Origin of the sequence: Desulforhopalus sp., from assembly GCA_030247675.1 — a bacterium.
Classification (GTDB): Bacteria; Desulfobacterota; Desulfobulbia; order Desulfobulbales; family Desulfocapsaceae; genus Desulforhopalus_A.
Genome location: JAOTRX010000010.1, coordinates 63,420 through 81,773 on the forward strand (window position 1 = coordinate 63,420; position 18,354 = coordinate 81,773).

General features: G+C 52.6%; 15 protein-coding genes. 7 read left to right on the forward strand and 8 right to left on the reverse strand.

Going from position 1 to position 18,354, the window contains the following annotated elements; all coding sequences use genetic code 11:
* The first annotated feature begins 191 nt into the window (after window positions 1-191).
* Window positions 192-863: a hypothetical protein gene (locus OEL83_18595; GenBank protein MDK9709056.1), complete on the forward strand. Its 672-nt coding sequence runs from the start codon at window positions 192-194 to the stop codon at window positions 861-863.
* Window positions 864-888: 25 nt separating this feature from the next.
* On the opposite strand, the gene OEL83_18600 is transcribed toward OEL83_18595, so the two are convergent.
* The 7 genes from OEL83_18600 to OEL83_18630 all read right to left on the reverse strand — a co-directional run bounded on the left by OEL83_18600 (window position 889) and on the right by OEL83_18630 (window position 8,286).
* Window positions 889-1,614: an amino acid ABC transporter ATP-binding protein gene (locus OEL83_18600; GenBank protein MDK9709057.1), complete on the reverse strand. Its 726-nt coding sequence runs from the start codon at window positions 1,612-1,614 to the stop codon at window positions 889-891.
* Window positions 1,615-1,728: 114 nt separating this feature from the next.
* Complete coding sequence (locus OEL83_18605; protein MDK9709058.1) at window positions 1,729-2,823, reverse strand: amino acid ABC transporter permease; 1,095 nt, start codon at window positions 2,821-2,823, stop codon at window positions 1,729-1,731.
* Window positions 2,824-2,831: 8 nt separating this feature from the next.
* Entirely contained in the window at window positions 2,832-4,004 is a 1,173-nt protein-coding gene (locus OEL83_18610; GenBank protein ID MDK9709059.1) for an ABC transporter permease subunit, read from the reverse strand.
* 134 nt (window positions 4,005-4,138) lie between these two features.
* Entirely contained in the window at window positions 4,139-5,158 is a 1,020-nt protein-coding gene (locus tag OEL83_18615; protein ID MDK9709060.1) for an amino acid ABC transporter substrate-binding protein, read from the reverse strand.
* Between the two features lie 382 nt (window positions 5,159-5,540).
* On the reverse strand, window positions 5,541-6,152 hold the full coding sequence (locus OEL83_18620; GenBank protein MDK9709061.1) for an HDIG domain-containing protein: 612 nt from the start codon (window positions 6,150-6,152) through the stop codon (window positions 5,541-5,543).
* Window positions 6,153-6,167: 15 nt separating this feature from the next.
* Complete coding sequence (gene hemE, locus OEL83_18625; GenBank protein MDK9709062.1) at window positions 6,168-7,187, reverse strand: uroporphyrinogen decarboxylase; 1,020 nt, start codon at window positions 7,185-7,187, stop codon at window positions 6,168-6,170.
* Window positions 7,188-7,227: 40 nt separating this feature from the next.
* Complete coding sequence (locus OEL83_18630; GenBank protein ID MDK9709063.1) at window positions 7,228-8,286, reverse strand: radical SAM protein; 1,059 nt, start codon at window positions 8,284-8,286, stop codon at window positions 7,228-7,230.
* 464 nt (window positions 8,287-8,750) lie between these two features.
* Between OEL83_18630 and hisD the strand changes: the two genes are divergently transcribed.
* The 6 genes from hisD to OEL83_18660 all read left to right on the forward strand — a co-directional run bounded on the left by hisD (window position 8,751) and on the right by OEL83_18660 (window position 16,849).
* Window positions 8,751-10,058: a histidinol dehydrogenase gene (gene hisD / locus OEL83_18635; protein ID MDK9709064.1), complete on the forward strand. Its 1,308-nt coding sequence runs from the start codon at window positions 8,751-8,753 to the stop codon at window positions 10,056-10,058.
* The gene (gene rsmG / locus OEL83_18640) at window positions 10,055-10,717 is read left to right on the forward strand and encodes a 16S rRNA (guanine(527)-N(7))-methyltransferase RsmG (GenBank protein MDK9709065.1); all 663 of its coding nucleotides are present in this window, start codon (window positions 10,055-10,057) and stop codon (window positions 10,715-10,717) included. Before hisD ends, rsmG begins: the two co-directional genes overlap by 4 nt.
* 108 nt (window positions 10,718-10,825) lie before the next feature.
* Window positions 10,826-11,905: a 3-isopropylmalate dehydrogenase gene (gene leuB, locus OEL83_18645; GenBank protein ID MDK9709066.1), complete on the forward strand. Its 1,080-nt coding sequence runs from the start codon at window positions 10,826-10,828 to the stop codon at window positions 11,903-11,905.
* A gap of 118 nt (window positions 11,906-12,023) precedes the next feature.
* Window positions 12,024-12,941 carry a ribose-phosphate diphosphokinase gene (prs, locus tag OEL83_18650; GenBank protein ID MDK9709067.1) on the forward strand — a complete coding sequence of 306 codons (918 nt, stop codon included), beginning with the start codon at window positions 12,024-12,026 and terminating at the stop codon, window positions 12,939-12,941.
* A gap of 206 nt (window positions 12,942-13,147) precedes the next feature.
* On the forward strand, window positions 13,148-15,787 hold the full coding sequence (locus OEL83_18655) for a sigma 54-interacting transcriptional regulator (protein MDK9709068.1): 2,640 nt from the start codon (window positions 13,148-13,150) through the stop codon (window positions 15,785-15,787).
* A gap of 291 nt (window positions 15,788-16,078) precedes the next feature.
* Window positions 16,079-16,849: a VacJ family lipoprotein gene (locus OEL83_18660; GenBank protein MDK9709069.1), complete on the forward strand. Its 771-nt coding sequence runs from the start codon at window positions 16,079-16,081 to the stop codon at window positions 16,847-16,849.
* A gap of 497 nt (window positions 16,850-17,346) precedes the next feature.
* Here the strand turns inward: OEL83_18660 and OEL83_18665 are convergent, their stop codons facing one another.
* Window positions 17,347-18,255: an ADP-ribosylglycohydrolase family protein gene (locus OEL83_18665; GenBank protein ID MDK9709070.1), complete on the reverse strand. Its 909-nt coding sequence runs from the start codon at window positions 18,253-18,255 to the stop codon at window positions 17,347-17,349.
* Window positions 18,256-18,354 lie beyond the last annotated feature (99 nt).

Sequence of the window (18,354 nt, forward strand, 5' to 3'; positions counted from 1 at the left end):
GTATAAAGCTGAGTCGAGCGGCTTGTACGCTCGAACGAAACTTTTGCCCTTGCGGTATAAAGAGCGCAAAGAGCGCTTAGGGTATCTGTATGTAATGATGATGTTACAGATTTGCAGGCAAAGAGTCAAATCGAAACCATAAAAGAACGGAATTCAACATTGTTGTGGTGAGAGGAAAGGGGTCTTCCACTATGGGTAAGAATTTTCAGCTGGTTACACTGCTCCTGGTACTCTTAGTTGCAGCTTGCAGCAGATTGCCGTCTTATGGCCAGCCGCGTGGCGAGGTAAGTGACGGCATACTTCCTGCTCAGATTATTACCTACCGTACCCTGACCATTGGCGATTTTCGGGCCGTGGAACTTCCTGAAGACCTGCGAGACCACGGGGAGCATCTTAATGCCCATACAACGGCCGCCATTCGCACTCGGCCCGGGGGAAGTATTGCCGTTACCTCGTTTGAAAGCGGAGGGAAAAAGCAGCTATGCGGCCGGGCAGAAAACCTGGCTTTTGAGGCAGTGATGATTCCTGAAAGAAGCTGGTGGAGTCCGGCACTGTCCGAAGTGCAAGTTGGGTATGTGCTGCAGCACGAACAGGTACACTTTGCCTTAATGGAGATCGCAGCAAGGCAACTCAATCAGCGTGCGGCAAAGGAGCCCGAGCAGCTCTCCGGCTGTGCAGAAGACTCAGAGGCCGCTGCCAATCGATTGTCAGCGGTTCTTGACCGGTGGTTAGCCGAGGCGGAGGAGAAAACCCTCCGGCTTCACAGCGATTTTGACGAGGCAACCTCGAATCGTTACGCTCCCCGGGAACAACAGCGGTGGTACGAGCGTGTTATGCGGGAGTTGGAATCGAAGCATCCGTAAGCCTTTTTCCGAGGAGAAGAATCGTTCAATCGAGGATTTGGCTGAGGAAAAGCTTCGTCCGGTCGTGTTGAGGGTGAGAGAAGAATTCTTCCGGGGTATTCTGTTCGAGGATTTCGCCGCCATCCATAAAGAGCACCCGGTGCGCGACACTTTTGGCAAAGCCCATTTCATGGCTGACAACGAGCATGGTCATGCCGTCCTGGGCAAGGCTGATCATAACGTCCAGAACCTCTTTGACCATTTCTGGATCAAGGGCTGAGGTCGGTTCATCAAAGAGCATAACATTTGGTTTCATGCACAGGCTGCGGGCGATGGCCACCCTCTGCTGCTGTCCTCCCGAGAGCTGATTGGGGAATTTTTTTGCCTGTTCGGCGATGCGGACCTTTTTCAGATAGTACATTGCTGTTTCTTCCGCCTCTTTTTTCGGCGTTTTGCGTACCCAGATCGGCCCAAGGGTGAGATTTTCGAGGATGGTCAGATGGGGAAAAAGGTTGAAGTGCTGGAAGACCATACCGACTTCAGTGCGAATCTTTTCGATATTTTTAAGATCGTTGGTCAGTTCGGTACCGTCGACGACGATGCGCCCCCGTTGGTGTTCTTCCAGGCGATTGATGCAGCGGATCAGCGTTGATTTTCCCGAGCCTGAGGGACCGCAGATGACGATACGCTCACCTCTTTGCACCGTCAGATTCACATCTTTCAGAACATGAAACTCACCGTACCACTTGTGCATGTTTTCAATGGCGATAATCGGGGTTTTGTCGATATTCTTCTGTTCTGGTGTTTGCGGATTCATCTGTTTTCTTCCCGGTTTCTGATCAGGGTTGATCAATTGGCTGTAAGTAATGGCTTAAGAACGCAACGGTTACAGATTGGTATCGAGTTCTCTTTCCAAGCGTCTGCTGTAGTTGGACATTGCCCAGCAGCAGATAAAGTATATAAGCCCGACAAAAAGATATGCCTCGGCGGAAAATCCCATCCATTTGGGGTCGGTGAGCGTGGTCTGGGTGGTCTTCAGGAGATCATAGAGGGCGATGATTACCACCAGCGAGGTATCTTTGAAGGCCGAAATGAGAATGCTCACCGATGGCGGAATGACGATTTTTAAGGCCTGGGGCAAGATGATCAGCCGCATGGTCTGGAAGTAATTCAGGCCGAGGGATTCCGCGGCCTCAAACTGGCCCTTGTTCATGCCCTGCAGACCGCCGCGGACAACCTCGGCGATATAGGCGGCAGTAAAGAGGATGATGGCAACCTGGGCCCGGAGGATTTTATTGAGTGTTACTCCTTCCGGCAGAAACAGCGGGAAAACCACCGATGACATGAACAGCATACTGATGAGAGGCACCCCTCGGATCAGCTCGATATAGACGACACAGAAGGATTTGATAACCGGCATCTCCGATTGCCGCCCAAGAGCGAGAATGACGCCGAAGGGATAGGCCGCGGTAAGGCCGAAAACCGCCAGCAGCAAGGTGAGTGGCAGGCCGCCCCAGTTGTCGCTGTCAACGGCGGTAAGACCGAATAGACCGCCCTTCAGCAATATTCCCATGGAAAACAGGCCGATGAGCCATGCATAGGCAAGGGGCTTGCGCCAGTTGCCGCGGTTCTGACTGAAAAAGAGCAGTGCAATCAAAATCACCACTGCCAGCAACGGACGCCACTGCAGCTCGTGGGGATAAAAGCCGAAAAGGATAAAACGAATATTGGCGGTGATGACCGACCAGCAGGCACCGCTTCCGGCCTTGCACTGATCGCTGCCGGCAAACCAGAAGCTGTCGATAAAGGCCCATTTAACGAAGGGCGGGATTGTCGACCAGAGCAGGTAGGCGACCGCCAAGGTGAGGATTGAGTTGAACCAGCCGTTAAAGAGGTTGGCCCGCATCCAGCCAATGACGCCAATGCTGGTAGCTGGTGGCCGGATGTAGTCGGCTGTTCTGCTGTGCGTGGTCTTTTCCATGGGCGCGTTTATCGTTCGACGATTGCAATTTTTTTGTTGTACCAGTTCATGATAGCCGATGTTGTCAAACTGAAGGCCAGGTAGACGATCATAATCATAGCGACACCTTCGATGGCCTGACCGGTTTGGTTGATGGTGGTGCCGGCAACGGAGACAAAATCCGGGTAGCCGATGGCCACCGCCAGGGAGCTGTTCTTGGTCAAGTTAAGCATCTGACTGGTCAGTGGGGGGACAATAACGCGCAGCGCCTGGGGGAGAATAACCAGGTTGAGAACGTGCGCTGGCTTCAGGCCGATGGACATAGCCGCTTCCCGCTGGCCCTTACCGACTGACTGGATCCCCGCCCGAACGACCTCCGCGACGAAGGCCGAGGTGTAGAGTACCAACCCAAGGAGAAGGGCGGTAAACTCAGGGCTGATGCTGATTCCGCCCTGGAAGTTGAAGCCTGACATCTTTGGCACGTTCATTGCCGTGGGCGCACCGGCAAGGTACCAGGCGATCAGGGGGAGACCAATCAGCAGGGCAAGGGACACACGGACAAGAGGGAAAATCTCGCCGGTTGCCGCCTGACGTTTTGCCGCCCATTTGCGGATAATAAAAATCAACAGGCCCGCAAGGGCGAGGGCAGCCGCTGCGTATGCGTACGCTGGGTGTGCTTCGGGAATACCAAAAACCAAGCCCCGGTTGCACAGGAAGACTCCCGGTATAAAGTTGAGTGCCTGGCGCGGTCCCGGAAGAATCTCGTAAAAAAAGGCATACCAAAAGAACAGCTGCAGAAGGATTGGAATGTCCTGAAGAACCTCGATGTAGATGGCCGACAGTTTGGCGAGCAGCCAGTTCGAAGACAACCTGGCGATACCCAGAATGGTGCCGATGATGATGGTCAGAACGATGCCGATAAAAGAGACCAGCAGGGTATTTAAAAAACCGACAAAAAGGGCCCGGCCATAGGAGTCAGCGGCGGTATATTGAACGAGTTTTACACCGATTTCGAAGGAGGCCTCTTTGTGGAAGAAACCAAAGCCCGTGGCAATGTTTTGCCGGGCAAGGTTGGCCAGGGTGTTGTGTACCAGATAGTAGCTGAGGAGTCCGACACCAAGCAGGGTGATAATCTGATAAAGAATCGCCAGCTTGGCCGGATCACGCAGGAAGGGAATTTTCTCTGGTGCTGTTGTATCCATATTCACCTGTGAATTCGACTATGCCCAGCCAAGGCCGGGCATAGTTGCTTGTGTACCATGGAAAATCCATCCTGTGATTCTTAGAATGGATTTTCGTTAAGGTACGTATTCCCTTTGAGGGCTTGTTTATTTGTTTACTTGAAAGGTGGCGAGTACATCAGACCGCCATTTGTCCACAGGGCATTCAGGCCTCGTTTCAGCATCAGTGTGGTGTTTTCGCCGACGTTTCTTTCAAAAACCTCGCCGTAGTTTCCAACCTGCTTGACGATGTTATAGGCCCATTTCTCGTCAAGTCCGAGTGCCTTGCCGTTGCCGGGGGTAACTCCGAGGAATCGTTGTACCTTTGGATCGGTGCTCTTCAGCATCTCATCGACGTTTTTCGAGGTAATACCGAGCTCTTCTGCCTCGATCATCGCCAATACTGAATAGTTGACGATATCTTTCCATTGATTGTCGCCATGGCGAACGGCCGGGGCGAGAGGCTCTTTGGAAATGACTTCCGGGAGGATTACATAGTCGCCGGGATTGGGCGCTACCGTGCGCATTCCTGCGAGCTGGGAGACATCAGAAGTCAGACAATCACAGCGGCCGGCAAAGAAGGCCTTCGACAACTCAGCAGTGTTCTCGATGACCACTGGGTTCATCTTCATCTTATTGAGGCGAAAATAGTCGGCAACATTCTGCTCGGTGGTGGTGCCGGGGAGGACGCAAACGGAGGCCCCGTCCAGTTCCTTGGCATTTTTAATAGAGAGTTTTTTGGGAACCAGGAAACCTTGGCCATCGTAGTAGTTGGGCTGAGCAAAGTCCAGCCCGAGCTCGGTGTCTCTGGTAAGGGTCTGGGTGCCGTTGCGGGTCAGGACATCTATTTCACCGGATTGCAGTGCGGTAAACCGGGTTTTAGCACTGACAGTAGTGTATTTTACCTTCTCGGTATCACCAAAGATGGCGGCGGCAATGGCCTTGGCGGTGTCGACGTCGAGGCCTTTCCACACGCCTTTTTCGTCGGGCTTGCCGAAACCGAAAAGATCGCCGTTGACACCGGTCTGAACAAAGCCTTTGGCTTTGACATCGTCAAGGGTGCTGGCTACGGCTACGCTGGCGGTAAGACAAAACGCGGCAACCACTGCTGGAACAATTTTCTGAAAATGAACCATGAAAACGCCTCCTTGTGAAGGTAAGTTAAAGAATTGCCGCCAAGGGGTGCTGCAGGCGGCAGAAGTTGACACTTCGCTCTGATACGGCCCACCTCATGTCCCGAAAATCCTTCATTGCTTTCCAGAAAAGGATTTCCAGGCGGCTGGCATGTCCCCGTTTATAGGGAGGTCCCTAGTCATGGGGCGAGATTCTATCGTTTGGAAGCATTCTTCCAAAAAAACGAAGCGTATGTCGTGGGGCAAGAATATCTGAATTCGATAATTTTATCAATCTGATCAAGGCGACTGCCGGTCGATTTTTTTAGGTTGGGCAAGAAAGTCAGGCATTGCCAACCGATTTCTTGGGGGCCATACAGATTTGCCTTAAATGTATAACTTTTGGTTATTTAGCTGTGGGAGCAGGAAGAATTCCCTGTATCGCGATCAGGTTGGCTCCCACCTCGTCCGGGGTGAAGTCGAGAAAACCGAACAGGTATTTTTCAAGATCGACGGTACGTTGAAAGTTCAAATGAATGAATTTTTCTTTCAGAGGATTACCCTGGCCATAGCGTTTGAGGATATAGTCAAGGCGACTGGATAAAGGCACGACCTGGTCGTGCAGTACCCGTTTGTCGGCATAAAAAACCATCTCCTTGGCGGTAAAAACCCCGCCTTGGTAGAGGTCGACGGGAAAGTTTTTTAAAACTACATGCTCGGCGACGATCTCACTGATTTCCGGGTAGCCGAGCTCAAGGCATATCTGTTGGCCGACTTCCGCGTGATGACAGCCGGTTTTGATACACATGGTCTTGGCTATATCGTGGAGCAGGGCGCCGGCCATGGCCTCTTGCCGGTTGGGCAATGGGCCTGGGCATTTTCCGGCAGCAGCCAGGGCATCGATGAGGCTTGTCGCGACCTGGGCAACAAGAATCGAGTGGGCCCGAATGTTGTCGAGCATCTCATATTCATCAAAGAGGCTGAGACATCTTGCGATGGAGGGAAGGGCTTTGCTCATTTTGTTCACCGGCAATTAGCGGCTGCTGAGTTCATGAACCGCTTCGACGGCGATTTTTGCCTGCTCCGGTGGCGTGAATTGATGGATTCCGTGGCCGAGATTGAAGATATGGCCATGGGCATCCTTGGCGTCGTCCAGGAGCAGCTTGATCTTTTCCCGCAGCTGATCTTTCGGCAGAAGGAGGGCAAAGGGGTCAAGATTGCCCTGAACCGCTTTCTTGCCGACGATCTTAATGGCCGAACCGATTGGAATGCGCCAGTCGAGGCCGAGGACGTCGGCCCCGGAGGTGGCCGAAAGTTCGAGGAGTGTCGCGCCATTGTTGGCAAAGTAAATGAGGGGCACCTTGCAGGGTTGTAGTGCCGCGAGAATTTGTTTGACGTAGGGAAGGGCGAATTCGGCAAAATCGTCTGGGGCGAGGATCCCGGCCCAGCTGTCAAACAGCTGCAGGGCCTGGGCCCCGGCTCTCGCCTGGGCCTGCAGATAGGGGATGGTGCTGTCGGTGATTTTGGCCATGAGCCTGTGGAACAGCTGTGGTTCCTGGTACATCAGTTTTTTCGTTTCCCAAAACACCTTGGAGGAGCCGCCTTCGATCAGGTAGGTGGCGCAGGTAAAAGGGGCTCCGGCAAATCCGATGAGCGGCACCCGCAGTTCCTTGCGCAGTAAGCGGATGGTCTCCATGACAAAACCGGTCGCCTCGTCGGCATCGGGGACGGTGAGTCGGTCGAGGGCGGCCTGGTCACGAATGGTCGTGTGGAAAATCGGCCCCCGTCCCTCATGAAATTCAAGGGGTGCGCCCATCGCCTCCATGAGAATGAGGATATCGGAGAAGAGGATTGCCGCATCCATGCCGAGAATATCCACCGGTTGGAGGCTTACCTCAACACAGAGTTCGGGAGTTTTGCAGAGTTCGAGAAAGGAAACCTTGCCCCGAACCTTTTGGTATTCCGGGAGATATCGCCCCGCCTGGCGCATCATCCAGATGGGGGTGTAGGAGGTTTTTTCACCGCGGCATGCTTTGAGAAAGGTGTCGTTCATAGTGGGTTCTTGAGGTTCTCGTTCGGTAGGATGAATTATGCTAGGGAATTTGTCTCGGGACGTAGCTGCAGAAAGGCTCCTGGGCGAGATAGTCGCCGGTCATTGCGTAGGCCCTGGCCCGGCAGCCACCGCAGACTCCGACATATTCGCACTTTCCACAATTATCCTTATACCCTTTGAAATCGCGAAGTTGAAGGAAAAGTTCAGATTTCTCCCAGATTGTTTGAAAAGGCGTCGTCATGATATTTCCGGCAGATTTGGCAAAATAGCTGCAAGGCAGAACATCGCCGTCGACGGTTATCAGGCAGATGAGCTGGCCGGCCAGACAGCCTTTAGAGCCGCCGGTTGAAAATTGCAGGTTTCGACGTTTGAACTTTTCACCTTCTTCCTTGGCCTTTTGCCTGACGATCCGGTAGTAGTGGGGAGCACAGGTCGGTCGCATGAGCAATTCGTTTTCTTCTTTTTCTACTTGGTAGTGCCATTCAAGGATCTCGTCGTAAACACTTTCGGGAATCAGTTCGTCCATGATCTCTTCGCCTCTGCCGGTGGGAACAATCATAAACATGTACCAGGCGGTCGCGCCGAGGGATTTGACGAGACGGTAGATGTCGGGAATTTCCAGGCGGTTACGGACGGTAAAGGAGGAATTGATTAAGAAGGGGATGGCATGTTTTTTAAAAAGCCGGATGGCGTTCATGGTGCCGTCAAAGGCGCCCAGTTGATTGCGAAAATTGTCGTGGGTCTCGGCCTTGGCACCATCGAGGCTGAGGGAGACCATCTTTATCTCGGCGGCCTTGATCTCCTCGCAGATGGCGTCGCTCACCAAGGTGCCGTTGGTCGCCAGACACATGCGAAAGCCTTTGCTGGTGCCGTATCTGGCGATGTCGAACACATCAGGACGAAGCAGGGGTTCACCGCCGGAAAGGACCATGACTGGCGTGGCGTAGGAAGCAATATCGTCGATGATTGCCTTGGCCTGGTCGAAGGAAAAGTCGGGATGGCCTATTGCGGCAAGTTCCGATGAGGAGCGGCAGTGCACGCATTTGAGATTGCAGCGGCGGGTTATTTCCCAGGCGATCCATTTTGGCTGAAAATCCATGTGTTGTGCTCCCGGCCCTCAGGCCGAATCATTCCTGTTGAGAACAAAGGGCAAGGGAGAGTGCATTTTCTCTAAAGACTCTGACCGGGCCGCTTTCAATGAGAATTTGAAAAAAACATAATACCACTAGCTTGTAAACAGTAAGTAGTTTTCCGGAAGAAATAAAGAAGGTTGATCGCCCAGAAAAATTGCTATGTGCAGGGTGTGCGATATGACAATAGGTAGGCGATTAAGGGCTACAAGTATTCTCCTAAAATATTGAATTGCCGCTCCCTGGTCTTTATAATTTGTGCTAAATAGCTTATAGTGCAAGCCCTGTTGCCAAACTTGACGGGAAAGGGCAGATGGCCTGCTGCAGTTTATAGCTGAGTGAAAGAGCTTGTCTGCTCCAGCAAAACGTATACCCTTGCGGTAGAAAGAACAATTCTCATGCAGTGCACCGATTTGAAATAGAGAGGAATGATATGTTGATTACCGCGATTACCCTGAGCAGTCCGGAAGGCGCCAGTCTTGTCCAAAGGCTCCAGAACCGTTTTCAGCCGGTGGACGGCTCCTGCCGTGAGGTGGTCGAGGCTATTCTTCAGGATGTACGAGCACAAAAGGATGACGCTGTTGTTGCTTATGGCCGGAAATACGATGCGCCGGAGCTGACCGTCCGCCAGTTACGGGTCAGCCCGCAGGAGATGGAGGAGGCGTACGACCTCGTTGAAGCCGATTTCCGGCAAAGTCTTGCCATCGCTATCCAACGAATCCAATCCTTTCACGAAAGGGAGATGGAAGATTCCTGGCTGCAGACCCGGCCAGACGGCACAATCGTCGGCCGACTGGTGCGACCCGTTGATTCCGCCGGTCTCTATGTTCCGGGCGGCAAGGGAGGATCAACACCGCTGGTGTCCTCGGTCCTGATGAACGGCATTCCAGCTGGTATCGCCGGAGTAGAGAAGCGGGTGATGGTCACCCCGCCGGACAAGGATGGTAAGATCAACCCACACCTTCTCGTTGCCGCCCAGGAAATTGGGGTCACGGAAATTTACAAGGCCGGGTCGGCCTGGGCGATTGGGGCATTGGCATTTGGTACCGAGACCATCCCGCGGGTAGACGTCATCGTCGGTCCCGGCAACCAATTTGTTGCCGAGGCCAAGAGGCAGGTGTCGGGAATGGTACGGATCGACATGATCGCCGGTCCATCGGAGGTGTTGATCATCGCCGATGCCTCCGCCTCTGCCGCAAACGTTGCAGCCGATATGCTCGCCCAGGCGGAGCACGATCCACTGGCCCTGGCCATCCTCGTTACCACCCATCAAGCCTTGGCGAAAGATGTGGTGGCCGAACTGGAGCGACAACTCCCCCTCCTTTCCCGTGAGGATATAGCCCGAAACGCGCTTGTTGACCGGGGGGTTATTCTCATTGCCGATGACCTTAAAACGGCGATCGACCTGGCCAATAGTATCGCCATTGAGCACCTGGAATTAATGATTGCCGATCCCTGGGCGCAGATCCCCCATATCCGCCATGCCGGGGCGATATTTCTTGGCGCCAATACCCCGGAGGCAGCCGGTGATTATATCGCCGGGCCAAATCATGTCCTGCCGACCATGGGCACTGCGCGGTTTGCCTCGGCACTCGGGGTTGAAACCTTTTTGAAAAAAAGCTCGATCATCAGCTACTCGGCCCAGGGACTTGCCGCGGACGCAGAACACATCATGCGTTTGGCCGAGCTTGAAGGGCTTTCCGCCCATGCCGCCTCGGTTGCTGTAAGGGTTAGGGAATGACAGTCGATTTCAAGGCCCGTCTGATTTCAGGCCTCAAGGACTTACATTTGGATTTGCCTGTTCATTCCGTTGAGCGCTTGGATGTTTATTATACGGAACTGGTGAAATGGAGCAAAAAGATCAATCTGATCGCCAAGGACACCAGCGCCGAGCAGATTATCGAGAACCATTTTCTTGATTCTCTGACCCTTTTGCCGTTTTTGGCGGGGCATGGTACACATCTTTTGGATATTGGCACCGGTGCCGGTTTTCCCGGTCTGGCATGTAAGGCAGCTTGGCCGGAAATGGCGGTGACCCTGGTGGAACCGCGGGTCAAGCGGGTGAGTTTTCTCGGGCACATTGTCCGAACCCTCGGACTTAGGGATGTGACAATCCTGACTTGCCGGATTGAAGATGAGGCTCAGCTGCCATCCGAGCGTGCCTTTACCCACATCACCGGCCGGGCGGTGACCGAGATAGGCCCCTTTCTCCGCATGGTCGAACGGTTTGCCCCGGCCGGTCCGCAGGTGATCTGCATGAAGGGACCGAGGTGGCGCGAGGAGTTGGCTGCGGCGGTCGACCTGATGAGAACTTCCCCCTTCAAGCTGGGACCGGTGGTTGATCATGTGTTGCCTTTTTCCGGGGCAAAGCGCAGTCTGGTAGTTTTTACCAGTCAGTGAGCCGTTCGGTGAATAGCTGTTGTAAATGCCGCTATTTACGTATGTGTTGGTTTTTCAGGATATTTGATGTAACTGAGAGTAAATAAAAGTTATTTTATAGGTGAGAGAATGAAGAAGATCGCAGTTCTGGCCGGAGACGGCATCGGCCCCGAGGTCATGCAGGAGGCCATCAAGGTCCTTGATTGTGCCCAGAAAAAGTTTGATTTCCAGCTTTCCTACCAGGTGGCCGATGTCGGCGGCATTGCCATCGACAACCATGGCCACGCCCTGCCGCCGTCGACCCTGTCGTTGTGCGAGAAAAGTGACGCCATTCTCTTCGGATCGGTCGGCGGACCAAAATGGGAAGGTCTGCCACCAGAGCAGCAGCCGGAGCGGGCAGCCCTTCTGCCGCTGCGCAAACATTTCGACTTGTTCTGCAACTTTCGTCCGGCCAAGGTCTTCAAATCGCTCATCTCTGCCTGCCCCCTGCGCCCGGATATCGTCGGCGACGGCTTTGACGTCCTCTGTGTGCGAGAATTGACTTCGGACATCTATTTCGGGGTGCCGAAAGGCCGTGAGGGGGTTGGCGAGGCGGAGAGGGCCTTTGACACCATGGCCTATACCCGTGGTGAGATCTCTCGTATTGCCAGAATGGCTTTTGCAGCCGCCCGGCAGCGGCGGGGTAAGGTGACCTCGGTCGACAAGGCCAATGTGCTCACCACCATGGTGTTGTGGCGGCAGGTGGTGATTGAAATTGCCAAAGAGTTTCCTGATGTCGAACTGAAACACATCTACGTCGATAACGCCACCATGCAGCTGGTTCGCGATCCCCACCAATTTGATGTACTGCTCTGCGGCAATATGTTCGGCGATATTATCTCCGATGAGGCGGCGATGCTTACCGGTTCCATGGGATTACTCGCCTCCGCCTCACTCAACAAAGACAACTTCGGTTTGTATGAGCCGGCCGGTGGTTCAGCCCCTGATATCGCCGGTAAGGGCATTGCCAACCCCATAGCCCAAATCCTCTCAGCGGCGATGATGCTGCGTTATAGCTTTGGTCTCAGTGAGGCTGCGGCGGCAATAGACAAAGCAGTCGAGGCTACCCTTGATAAAGGAATTCTCACCGCCGACCTCACTGCCAACAAGGCGGGCGCGGTCGGTACTGCTGCAATGGGCGATGCCATAGTGCGGGCATTGCAAGGCTAAAGCTGAGTTGAGCAGCTTGCCTGCTCAAACGAAACTTATGCCCTTGCGGTATAAAACAACAGTAACAACCCCGAATTATCAGGATATAAACGGTTTTTCGGGGACGGGGAATGAGTCCATGCACAACAAGGAAAATGTCATTCTGGTAGCCAATGAGGCATCAACCGAACTCGGCCAAAAGTTGGCGGAGCGATTGTGGATGCCGTTTACCGAGATGATTCGCAAACGCTTCTCCGATGGCGAACAATACCACGCCTTTCCGACATCCATAGCCGGCAAGGACCTGGTCATTCTCGGGGTGACGCATAACGACAATTCCCATCAGGAGCTGCTTGATCTGATCTCGGGTGGGATCTACTATAATGCCGCATCCATCAGCGTCATTATCCCATTTCTTGGGTATTCCACCATGGAACGGGCAAAGCCACGCTCCCATGAAATTCCCAAGGGAATCACCCGGACCAGACAGATATTCAAGGCCAGGCCAAATTTCACGGCCTTTGTCGACCTGCATTCGGAGGCGGTACTTCATGCGCACGGCGGTGAAGTACGCACCAAGCATGTCTGGACCGATGACCTGGTGGTCGACAAAATCAAAAAGAGCGGCCTGACCGACTACGTTCTTGTCTCGCCTGATTACGGATTTTCCAAGCGAGTTGCCAGGCTGGCGAGTCTTTTGAACTGCCCGCATACCGCCGCCGACAAGGACCGCTATGATACCGATAAAACCATCGTTGGCCAGGTCTCAAGCGTCGTAAAAGGCAAGACGGCAATAATCTGCGATGACATGATCCGTACCGGTGGTTCGATCATTCAGACGGCAAAACGCTGCCTTGATGCCGGGGCGAAGGAGGTTTTCGCCCACGCCACGCATCTGGTTTTGTCCGGCGATGCCCTGGAAAAGTTTCGGCAGAGCCCGATCACCAGGATACTCGGCTCCGACACCTACCCGGGGCGGAAAAGCGATGATTTTCTTGATGTATATTCAGTGGCACCGCTCCTCGCCGATGTCATTGAGCAGTACCTTGAGATATAAAGCTGAGTTGAGCAGCTTGCTGCTCCCACGAAACGTATGCCTTTGGTATAAAGCTGAGTTGAGCAGCTTGTCTGCTCACACGAAACGTATGCCTTGCGGTATAAGCTGTTAGCCAAAAAGGAAGATAATTGACCGCTGCTGATCAGCCGAAGGTTTATGGCACGCACGGCGGCCACTTGTCCGGTAAAGGACCCGGTGGTTGATATATGAGAAGAGAAGATATCGCATTCAATCTCCGCCAGTCCATCCTCTTCAAGGATGTCACTGACGCTGAGATCGAATCCTACGCAGGAGGCGCCCGGGTGCTGACTGTCCAGGAAGGCCAGTATGTATACCGGCAGGGCGATGTCAGCGAGGTGTTCTTTATCATTGTTGCCGGGACGGTTGAGCTGGTGTTGCGCCGTGAAGACGGGCGGGAAAAGGTTGTCGCCAGAATCGGCATGGGCGGTCATTTCGGCGAAACCGGTATCCTTACTGACAAGCCGCGCTCCCTGTCGGTACGGGCCCTTTCCGACCTTGAGATCATCTGTTTCGACAAACGCCTTTTCCGCAATACCCTGCTCGCTAATGCCCGGCTGCACAAGCAGCTTGATGCAATTCTCGCCGAACGGCTCCGGGTGGCCTTCCTTGATCAGGTAGAGACAAGCAGCCAAGGACGCCGCCAGAATACCAGCAAGTCGGAAGCGGATAACGTTATTTTGTTCAAGGATTCGAGTGTCTCGGCCATCACCCTGCGGCGAATTGCCAGGCGGCAGCAAAACGATATCCGCGAATCGAAGGCAGCCAGAAAGACCCAGGCGGTCATCGATCAGCTGGCCATGGGCAGTTCTCCCTTTATTCTTACCGGGGAGGCCGGTACCGGAAAACTGATTATCGCACGGCAAATCCATCTGCAGAGTAAAAGAGCCGATGGACAGTTTTGTGAAGTGGATTTAAGGGATTATGAACCTCTTCATCTCGAACAGGTATTGTTTGGCCATGAACAGAGTGCCTATCCTTTTGCCCAAGCCCGTCAGGCCGGATTGTTTGAGCAGACTGCCAACGGCACATTGGTCTTCACGAATATCCATTTGATGAACGAAGATTTGCAGAGAAAGCTTGTGACGATTCTCGAAAGCGGCGGCTACAATCACATAGACAGCAATCGTCAGGTGGCGATGCAGTCGCGGCTGGTTTTTGTCAGTGCCTCTTCCCTCGACTATTTGCGGAGTTCCGGGCAGATTATTCCCGAACTGCTGACCCTAATACAAGGCCGGCATTTTCATGTCCCGCCGCTTCGCAACCATAAGGAGGATCTGCCCCGTCTGATCGTCCATTACCTGGAGCGTTTTAGTAAGGAATACGGCAAGAAAATTTACAGTGTTTCTCCTGAAATACTTGGGATTTTGATGAATTATGATTGGCCTGGCAATCTGACCGAGCTTTCCGATGTTATTCGCCGGGCGGTGATGTTGGCGCCTGGCGATGAAATTCTTGCCGATCAGATTTTACTGGGATTGCCGAAGACGGAAGGTAAATGGGAATTCAATATCCTGCGTATCTCCTGGATCAGGAAATTTCTTGAAAGCCGGGTTTTCCCTCGGGTTCCGCAGGTCATTATCGGATGCGTGCTGCTGATAACCATCCTTTTTCTCTTCTTTGGACCATCCGATCCGCAGGCAAATATCGGGCTTACCGTTGGCTGGTATATCGGGTGGCCGCTGATGTTCTTCTCGTTCTTTTTCCTGGCCAGGACGTGGTGCAGTGTATGTTCGCTTGCCGTGCCGGGGACAATACTGCAAAACCTTATCAAACCGACGCGCAAGACGCCGCTATTTATCAAAAATTATTCCGGCTGGATCATGGCGGTGCTTTGTATCCTTGTTTTTTGGGTTGAGGTGGTCTGGGATGCCTACCACAAACCCTATCTGACCGGTGGAATCATTCTCATTATAACCTTGGGCTCTATCCTCTTCAGTGTCCTGTATTCCAGACGGGCCTGGTGCCGCTACCTCTGTCCTTTGGGAGCAGTGAACGCAATTTTTGCCATGCCGTCGGTTGTTGAACTGCGCTCGAACAGACATGTCTGTCTGAACCGTTGTCAAAATCACTCCTGTTTCACCGGTGATGGTGATGTTCCCGGCTGTCCGATGTTTCGGCATCCCTATCTTGTTGATAACAACAGGGATTGCATTATGTGCGCAAAGTGCATAAAGAGCTGTGATAACAGTTCAATCCAGCTGAATCTTCGTCTAGCGCCGGAAGAGCTATGGACCTTAGAGACACCACGGCGGGCCGACAGCTTTCTCATTGTTTCCCTGGGGGCAATTTTTTTCCCCTTTGCCCTGCAAAGCGAGTTTTTCCAATTGATCAACTGGATAGTGGCTGCTGCCGGCAATGCAGGCATTCAGGTGCCGGCGACTTTCGTCGGCAGCCTGTTGTTTTTTGCCTTGATCCTGGTCTTTCAGGTTGGCTACTCGCTCATGGTGAACATCCAGGCGCATTTTGCCAAAATTGACAAGAATTTGCTCGTCTCGCTCTTTGGTTACGGGGTTATACCTCTTATTCTCGGCGGTTATATGGCCCTGCATCTGGAATTTTTTGTCGGTGGTGCCGGTAGAATTGTCCCCAATATTCAGGCGCTGTTCGACATGAAGCACTCTTACGACAATCTTCGCTTGATCAGTGTCGATAGTACCGAGGTCCTGCAGATACTCACCGTGCTAGGCGGGCTTTTTGCGTCTCTTTATGTAACTTACAAGGTTACCGAACGGACATTGGCCGGAGGGCATGTGACATCTAAGATCCTGGCGCTGCCCTTTACCTTTCTCATTATTCTTGCCGCGCTCTTTATGTTTATAGTGTAGAGAAGGCTAAGCTGCTCGTCGTCCTCTTTCTTTGATACAAGCCAGACCTTACCTTTGCAGCTGCAGCTGCGGCTGGGAATGAAATACCTGGTAAAATTATCCGATTGACTAAGCTTCCACGAAATAATACCCTAGCCTCAAATAGCGCCGGAAAAGTACATCTCTGACAGCACCTTCTGCTGAAAGAGTCTCTTAAAGAAAAATATTCACATAAAGCATGTGAATTCTTATTCTAAAAGCATTATTAGAATATCAACCAGATCACCATTCTATTCACCGCGAAAATTTGCCATGAAAACCGCTCGATTTGTTGTTGTTCTTGTTGTCCTGCTCCTGATGCCATGCTCGTTGGTCGCAGCTCCTCATCATAAAGCCTTGAGTGCCCTTCCTGATCTCCTTGATGAGGATACTAATATTGAGGAGGAGGTAGAGGAACCGCCAGAGGTGCCGACCTATGATCCGCTTGAGCCGATGAATCGTTTTTTCTTTGAGGTTAATGATCGTTTGTATTTCTGGGTGCTGAAGCCGGTATCAAAGGGGTACAGCTGGCTTTTGCCGGAAGAATTGCGAGAATGCATCGGGAGTTTTTTCCAAAACATCGGTTTCCCTATAACATTTTTAAATGCTGCCTTGCAGGCTGATGGGGGGAAGATGCTTAAGGCTACCGAACGGTTTCTCATCAACAGCACCATTGGTGTGTACGGTCTGGTTGATGTTGCCGGTCAGGAATTTGGTATTCCTCCCCAACGCGCTGATTTCGGTCAGACCCTCGGACGGTGGGGAATCGGCGAGGGGATATACCTTTGCTGGCCTATTGTCGGGCCATCTAATATCAGGGATTCCCTTGGCTTGGCCGTTGATTCCGTAGCCAATCCGCTTCCCTACGTTTATGATGATCGAATCATCGACCTTGCCCTTTATTCGAGTTCCAAGGTTAATAGCTTGTCTCTTAACCCGGATCTGTACGAAGACCTGAAAAGATACTCGCTTGATCCTTACGTCGCCTCGCGCCAGGCCTATATCGAATATCGACGGGGACGTCTCGCCCAGAAAGATAACTAAACAGGACATGTAATCCTGCAAGGAGAGTAAGCTTATCCCCAAATAGGGGAAACATGATGTGGCAAGTCAGCTATTCCCGGTAAATACTTGAGAGAGAAAAAGAGGGGAAGGCACAATCGCTGGCGTTAAAAAAGAAATCGGGCAGAAAATACAAACCTCGTAAATTCTACCCGATTGGGGGGGGCTGGTTAACTCCCGTGTGGGATTACCCTATTTATAGCAATGTGCGTGCCAAAATGAAAACGATTTATTGTTTTCATTTAAGTATGCTATTTCAGGATGTTATTCAGGAGTGTTTTTTGTCGTAAAAAATTAACGGCTTTCCGGTTACGCGAAACCGTTGTCCGTTTCCAAAGTGTAATTCGAGGTTGTTACTGGTAATCCTTTTGCATCCAGCTCAAAAAGTGGCAGATGCCAGGTTTCAACATTCTTCGCTTCCTTCTCACCTTGGTTGAGGAAGGGAATACGTCGTACCGGAAGAGGCAACCGGCCAAACACTAGGGCAGTTTATTCAAGGCGGTTCGTATCTCCTGGTAAGCAGCCAGATTCTGTAACCAAAGTTCAGGTAGTGCCTCCATCCCCAACCCTGCGCCGAGGAGCATTCCGACAACCATGCCGCGGGCGGCGGAGTCACCCCCAGCCATAGCTGTTTCGATGAGAGCTCCCTCAAGATCTTTAGGAGAATGAAGAACTGTGTAAACCGCTCCCGGCAGGGCAGCGCTCATTGAGCATGCCTGTCCGAAGTCCTTAACCGCTTGACGGATGCTGACGTCGGGTTGGTCAAGGCAGCGGCGAAGTCGAAGGTCAAGATCGATGTCCGCGATACCATTTGCCAGGGCCTCGTTGAACGCCTCGCGGGGCGGTGCGCCATGAAGGATGGCGTAACAGCTGTGGGCCAGGAAAACGGCGCCATCAACTGCTCCCGGCCCATTGTGGCTTAACGCTGTTTGGGCTCGAATGGCAGTCAACAAACCCTCAAGATCATCCCGGTAGCAATAAATCAGAGGGGCCATGCGCGCAGCTCCGCCGAGATCGGTGGAAGGGGAGCCGCTGGTGTCCGGAGAACGGCCTTGTTCAAGGTTCTGCAGTGTCGCTTTGGTGGCCCGATCCATATAACCGCTATAATCGGCAAAGAATTCCCGCCATTGCCGAGCAAAGGCCGGTAAGGAAAATTGCCCGCCCTGAAGGACGAGATGCCTGAGGAGCAACAGGCTTTGGTCGCCGTAGTGGGTAAATTCGCCTTTTTTTTTCGTTTGATGGTAACTTCCTTCCAGAGGTGGCAGCAGGTCAGTAATTCGGCCGGTGTGCCTATCGATCTGTTCAGTGTCATATATCCAATGAACTCCCAAGGCCAGCGAGTCGCCTAGAAATGAGGCGAGAACCATTGCTTCAGCTGATAATTTCATGAAAACCTCCTCAAGCAAAAACACTCATATGGTGGTGAGCGCGATATGTGGTGAATTTAGGCAATTGTATTAACAAAGGTAAAGATGATGGCTGGTTCT

What these genes read in the sequence shown, in the direction of transcription:
- OEL83_18620 (MDK9709061.1), bottom strand. Translation starts at nt 6,152, where the DNA reads ATGAGCAAAGCCCTTCCCTCCATCGCAAGATGTCTCAGCCTCTTTGAT.
- OEL83_18660 (MDK9709069.1), top strand. Translation starts at nt 16,079, where the DNA reads ATGAAAACCGCTCGATTTGTTGTTGTTCTTGTTGTCCTGCTCCTGATG.
- OEL83_18655 (MDK9709068.1), top strand. Translation starts at nt 13,148, where the DNA reads ATGAGAAGAGAAGATATCGCATTCAATCTCCGCCAGTCCATCCTCTTC.
- OEL83_18615 (MDK9709060.1), bottom strand. Translation starts at nt 5,158, where the DNA reads ATGGTTCATTTTCAGAAAATTGTTCCAGCAGTGGTTGCCGCGTTTTGT.
- hisD (MDK9709064.1), top strand. Translation starts at nt 8,751, where the DNA reads ATGTTGATTACCGCGATTACCCTGAGCAGTCCGGAAGGCGCCAGTCTT.
- OEL83_18630 (MDK9709063.1), bottom strand. Translation starts at nt 8,286, where the DNA reads ATGGATTTTCAGCCAAAATGGATCGCCTGGGAAATAACCCGCCGCTGC.
- OEL83_18595 (MDK9709056.1), top strand. Translation starts at nt 192, where the DNA reads ATGGGTAAGAATTTTCAGCTGGTTACACTGCTCCTGGTACTCTTAGTT.
- prs (MDK9709067.1), top strand. Translation starts at nt 12,024, where the DNA reads ATGCACAACAAGGAAAATGTCATTCTGGTAGCCAATGAGGCATCAACC.
- OEL83_18665 (MDK9709070.1), bottom strand. Translation starts at nt 18,255, where the DNA reads ATGAAATTATCAGCTGAAGCAATGGTTCTCGCCTCATTTCTAGGCGAC.
- rsmG (MDK9709065.1), top strand. Translation starts at nt 10,055, where the DNA reads ATGACAGTCGATTTCAAGGCCCGTCTGATTTCAGGCCTCAAGGACTTA.
- hemE (MDK9709062.1), bottom strand. Translation starts at nt 7,187, where the DNA reads ATGAACGACACCTTTCTCAAAGCATGCCGCGGTGAAAAAACCTCCTAC.
- OEL83_18610 (MDK9709059.1), bottom strand. Translation starts at nt 4,004, where the DNA reads ATGGATACAACAGCACCAGAGAAAATTCCCTTCCTGCGTGATCCGGCC.
- OEL83_18605 (MDK9709058.1), bottom strand. Translation starts at nt 2,823, where the DNA reads ATGGAAAAGACCACGCACAGCAGAACAGCCGACTACATCCGGCCACCA.
- leuB (MDK9709066.1), top strand. Translation starts at nt 10,826, where the DNA reads ATGAAGAAGATCGCAGTTCTGGCCGGAGACGGCATCGGCCCCGAGGTC.